Source organism: Streptococcus oralis, assembly GCF_001578945.1.
Taxonomy (GTDB): Bacteria; Bacillota; Bacilli; order Lactobacillales; family Streptococcaceae; genus Streptococcus; species Streptococcus oralis_Q.
Genome location: NZ_KQ969551.1, coordinates 519,455 through 524,048, shown reverse-complemented (window position 1 = coordinate 524,048; position 4,594 = coordinate 519,455). Strand labels below are relative to the sequence as shown.

The 4,594-nt window shown below is 39.9% G+C and carries 5 protein-coding genes and 1 pseudogene; all 6 read left to right on the top strand.

Annotated features, from left to right (window positions below; translation table 11 throughout):
- Positions 1-1,038 (top strand): phosphoenolpyruvate--protein phosphotransferase (gene ptsP, locus SORDD16_RS11815; RefSeq protein ID WP_241734000.1); only part of this gene is annotated, 1,038 nt, incomplete at its 5' end.
- A 524-nt stretch (positions 1,039-1,562) separates the two neighbouring features.
- Positions 1,563-1,679: pseudogene (locus SORDD16_RS12200) on the top strand (maturase); the annotation flags it as partial.
- A 212-nt stretch (positions 1,680-1,891) separates the two neighbouring features.
- Complete coding sequence (locus SORDD16_RS05170) at positions 1,892-2,629, top strand: CorA family divalent cation transporter (protein ID WP_241733999.1); 738 nt, start codon at positions 1,892-1,894, stop codon at positions 2,627-2,629.
- Positions 2,630-2,890, top strand: coding sequence for a CRISPR-associated endonuclease Cas2 (gene cas2, locus SORDD16_RS12250; protein WP_061452601.1), 261 nt, complete (start codon positions 2,630-2,632; stop codon positions 2,888-2,890).
- Positions 2,891-3,367: 477 nt separating this feature from the next.
- Positions 3,368-4,240, top strand: coding sequence for an iron uptake system protein EfeO (gene efeO, locus SORDD16_RS05160; RefSeq protein WP_061452600.1), 873 nt, complete (start codon positions 3,368-3,370; stop codon positions 4,238-4,240).
- A gap of 3 nt (positions 4,241-4,243) precedes the next feature.
- A partial coding sequence (locus tag SORDD16_RS11810) for a Dyp-type peroxidase domain-containing protein (RefSeq protein ID WP_241733998.1) occupies positions 4,244-4,594 on the top strand: 351 nt, incomplete at its 3' end.

Genomic DNA, 4,594 nt, shown 5'->3' with positions numbered 1-4,594 from the left:
CCAACTGATGAGCAAGCAGCAGACTTCAAAGCTGCTGGTGAAGCTTATGCGAAACAAAAAGCTGAATGGGCGCTCTTGAAAGACGCTAAAACAGTAACTGCTGATGGTAAACACTTTGAATTGGCTGCCAACATCGGTACTCCAAAAGACGTTGAAGGTGTCAATGACAACGGTGCTGAAGCTGTCGGTCTTTACCGTACAGAGTTCTTGTACATGGATTCTCAAGACTTCCCAACAGAAGACGAGCAGTACGAAGCTTACAGGGCTGTACTTGAAGGAATGAACGGTAAACCTGTTGTCGTTCGTACAATGGATATCGGTGGAGATAAGGAACTTCCTTACTTCGATATGCCTCATGAAATGAACCCATTCCTTGGATTCCGTGCCCTTCGTATCTCTATCTCTGAGACTGGAGATGCTATGTTCCGCACTCAAATCCGTGCCCTTCTTCGTGCGTCTGTTCACGGTCAATTGCGTATCATGTTCCCAATGGTTGCGCTCTTGAAAGAATTCCGTGCAGCGAAAGCGGTCTTTGACGAAGAAAAAGCAAACCTTCTTGCTGAAGGTGTTGCAGTTGCGGATAATATCCAAGTTGGTATCATGATTGAAATCCCTGCAGCAGCCATGCTTGCAGACCAGTTTGCTAAAGAAGTTGACTTCTTCTCTATTGGTACAAACGACTTGATCCAATACACAATGGCTGCGGACCGGATGAACGAGCAAGTTTCATACCTTTACCAACCATACAACCCATCCATCCTACGTTTGATTAACAACGTTATCAAAGCAGCTCACGCTGAAGGTAAATGGGCAGGTATGTGTGGAGAGATGGCTGGTGACCAACAAGCTGTTCCACTTCTTGTCGGAATGGGCTTGGATGAGTTCTCTATGTCAGCAACCTCAGTTCTTCGTACACGTAGCTTGATGAAGAAACTCGACACAGCTAAGATGGAAGAGTACGCAAACCGTGCCCTTACAGAATGCTCAACAATGGAAGAAGTTCTTGAACTTCAAAAAGAATACGTTGACTTTGATTAATTAAAAAGTCCTTGCAACTCAGTTGCAGGGATTTTTTGGTACGACGAGCATGTTGTACATCTAAGGTGAAAGGACTCTGTGGGTACCTGCTGAAGGTAGAGCCCAATAGCGACTCCCAAGTCTGACTATCGTGAGGTAGCGGGGGAGAAGAAGAGATAGCGAAATCGTGGCTCTACGAACAGAAATGCGATATGAAGGCGTATATAGTGGATGAGGGGGCTCAAAACTCTAAAACTCAAAAAGGTAGTTGTAACCTATTTTCACACAGACCTTTTAACATCCTCGTACCTTGTGTAAACGAGGAAAGATGTATGACTTATCCCGTGAGATCATGTTGAGGCTAAATTCTACTAATAACGAACGACAAGAAGTCAGCCGACCCCATAGTAGTGATGGAGTTTCTGTAATGGAAGTGAAGCGAAGGGGGAATACTTCGACAACTTGGGGAGAGACTGTTGGAGATCTGGAGCTAGAATAAGAAACGACAAATCGAAGTAATTCTAGACACTTGTGTCTGTAAAATGAAGGATCTGATAAAACAGAGTAAGTATAAGCCTCAACCAGTTCTCAGGGTTGAAATTCCTAAACCAAACAGAGAAGGCCGTTAACTAGGAGTTCCAACTGTTATGGATAGAATGATTTAACAGGTTATTGTTCAAGTCATTGGTCCCATTTGTAATACTCTATTAAAATCAAAGTGCATTTTATATTAACAAATTGCTCAAATAATATCATAGTCCAAGTATATACTTTGAAATTTACCATCTTTTATAGACATTGCTGTTTCTAGGGAAGCAATGAAACATTCCCTAAAAATTATAATATATATTCTAGTGAAAGATTCATGCTCTTTTTGATTTTTGATGAGTATAAAAGGTTAAAGCACTATTTATTTACGTTTTCTGATCTGAAGCTTCTGTATAGTATTTTATATATTGATAAGGGAGGCTCAACTTGCCTTAGCCGAGATATGTTGAAGGCAGAGCTGGAGCAACTGCTTTATACTAGGTGGTCGGGCGATGGAAGCCTTTATATGGCTAGCCAGCATTCTATGATATTTATGAGTTATTCTGATTTTCCAGAGTTCTTCTTGAAAGGCTACTTTTTATCAGAATACTTGGACTTGGCCTTGATCACCCTTAGTCAGAGAATTGGAATCTTGAAGTATTCTAAGGATGCGGGGGATAGTGTCAATGCTACAGTATCCCAAAAATTAAAACTGCAGAAAAGCTATACGACATACAAGAATCAATTTCTGTTGCCAGAGCTTTGTCCGCAGGAACAGGCTGTTGAAATCTATGAATTACTGCAAAAATCGCTCTATATCGAAAAACATATCAGTATCTTAGACAGCCAAATCAGCGAACTGCATGATATTAGTCAGACAGAGGCCAGCAATAATTTGAACGTGATTGTACTGATATTCACCGTTTTGAGCGTTTTCTTAGCAGTTATTCCGAATATCAAAGAATTTGGGGAAAATTGTGCCACTTTCGGCGGCATAACATTGGCTTTATCATCTTGGTTTACTATTGTTGTGTCAGTTGCGCTCCTGCTAATAGCTTACTTTTATATCAAAAAGCAAAAATAAATGTATATTATCCTAACATATGATGTTCATCGGAAGCGCGTGGCCAAGGTTTTAAAGACCTGTCGAAAGTATTTGGTTCATGTGCAAAAATCGGTCTTTGAAGGGCACATTACTCCAGCAAAACTAAGTAGTCTGCAAAGGGAATTAGCTAAAATCATAGAGTCTCAGACGGATTCTGTACAGATCTATCAACTGGAGTCGCCAAAATACACTAGGAAAATCCAAATCGGAATAGTCGAATCCAATGAGTTTATCCTTTAGGAACCAAAAACAGTGCTATTGCTGTTAAAAGTGTCTTAAAAGGTAGCATTTCCACTAAAATCAAAGTAAAAATGCTATTGTAATACCTTACCTGTAAGGAATTGAAACTTTTGTTTATTGGGGGATAGTTGAAATTGACATATAAACATGGAGAAAAGTTGTAGTAGAGCCACTTCCTTTTGTAAGGATTATCAGAAAAAATCTGTCTTAGTAGAAGAGTAATCTCCGCCTTTCAACCACAGATAGTATAGGGTTTAAAAATCCTGCTCACTCGTCGGATAGGAGATCAGTTTTTGGGGTTCTTCACGATAGTGCCGTGAACCTTCACTGATTCATTTGGTTAAATTAAAAACATCATTTTTATACGGCAAATTCTCAAATGTTAAATTTTCTGACAATTTATTGAAAAATGAAAAAAGACATGTTATAATGGAGTGTAAAATAACTTCAGGCTTCCTGAACGAATAGGAGAAAATAATGAAAAAACTAGGTTTCGTCCTTTTGTCATCTGCTCTCTTGCTGACTGCCTGTGCCAATCAGGCTACAAAAACAGCTACAACGAGTGATTCGTCTAAAGTAACCGCTTTGTCAGCTGATGATCAAAAAACTCTAGATAAGGCTACAGCAGACTATAAGACTTTTGTGCAAGACCAAATTGATAAACTTTTGACGGATACAGAAGGATTTGTCAAACTTTTGAAAGAGGGCAAGTTGGAAGAAGCAAAGAAGATTTATCCACTGATTCGGATGTCTTATGAGCGTTCAGAACCGATTGCCGAAAGTTTTGGTGAGTCAGATGTCAAGATTGACTTTCGTTTGGCAGACTACGTAGATGAAAATAAGACTGAGGAAGGTTGGTCTGGTTTCCACCGTATCGAGCGTATCCTTTGGGAAGACAACACAACCAAAGGAACTGAAAGCTACGGTGATCAGTTGGTCAATGACATCAAGGAATTGAAAGCCAAGATTGCAACTGTGGATGTGGACTACAAGGTTATGTTGACAGGTGCTGTTGATTTGCTCAATGAAGTAGCTACTAGCAAGATTACAGGTGAGGAAGAAATCTATTCTCGCACAGACTTGTATGACTTTCGTGCCAATATTGAAGGAGCGGAGAAAATTTTCCAACTCTTTAAATCATTGATTCAAAAAACAGATGCAGCCTTAGTGACCGAGTTGGAAACAGACTTCAAATCGGTTAATGATTTACTAGACAAACACATGACTGATAAAGAACATTACAAACTCTATACAGAATTGACAAAAGAAGACACGAAAGAATTGTCAGAAGCGGTGACAAAACTTGGTGAACCCCTATCCCAAATGGGTAAATTCTTAGGTGGAGAATAGAAAATGACCAAACAAGACGAAACCTTTTTTGAGAAAAAAATGGACCGTCGAGAATTTCTAAAAAAAGCAGGGATTGGAGGGGCTGGTTTAGCACTAGGACTCTCTGGTGCTTCTGCTTTTTTCGCACCTAAGCTAGGGAATCAAGAAAACATCTCGTACGGGAACGAAACCATTTCTTTTTATGGGAAACACCAGGCAGGGATTACAACACCCATGCAGAAGAATATCTATTTTGTTGTCCTAGACTTGCATACGACGGACAAGGATAAAATTATCCAGCTTTTTAAGGACTGGACGGATTATAGTAGCAAGCTTGTAGAGGGAGAATTAGTCAAAAAAGATGGTCAGAATGCC

Coding starts and splice junctions, on each gene's coding strand:
- efeO (WP_061452600.1), top strand. CDS start 3,368: ATGAAAAAACTAGGTTTCGTCCTTTTGTCATCTGCTCTCTTGCTGACT.
- cas2 (WP_061452601.1), top strand. CDS start 2,630: ATGTATATTATCCTAACATATGATGTTCATCGGAAGCGCGTGGCCAAG.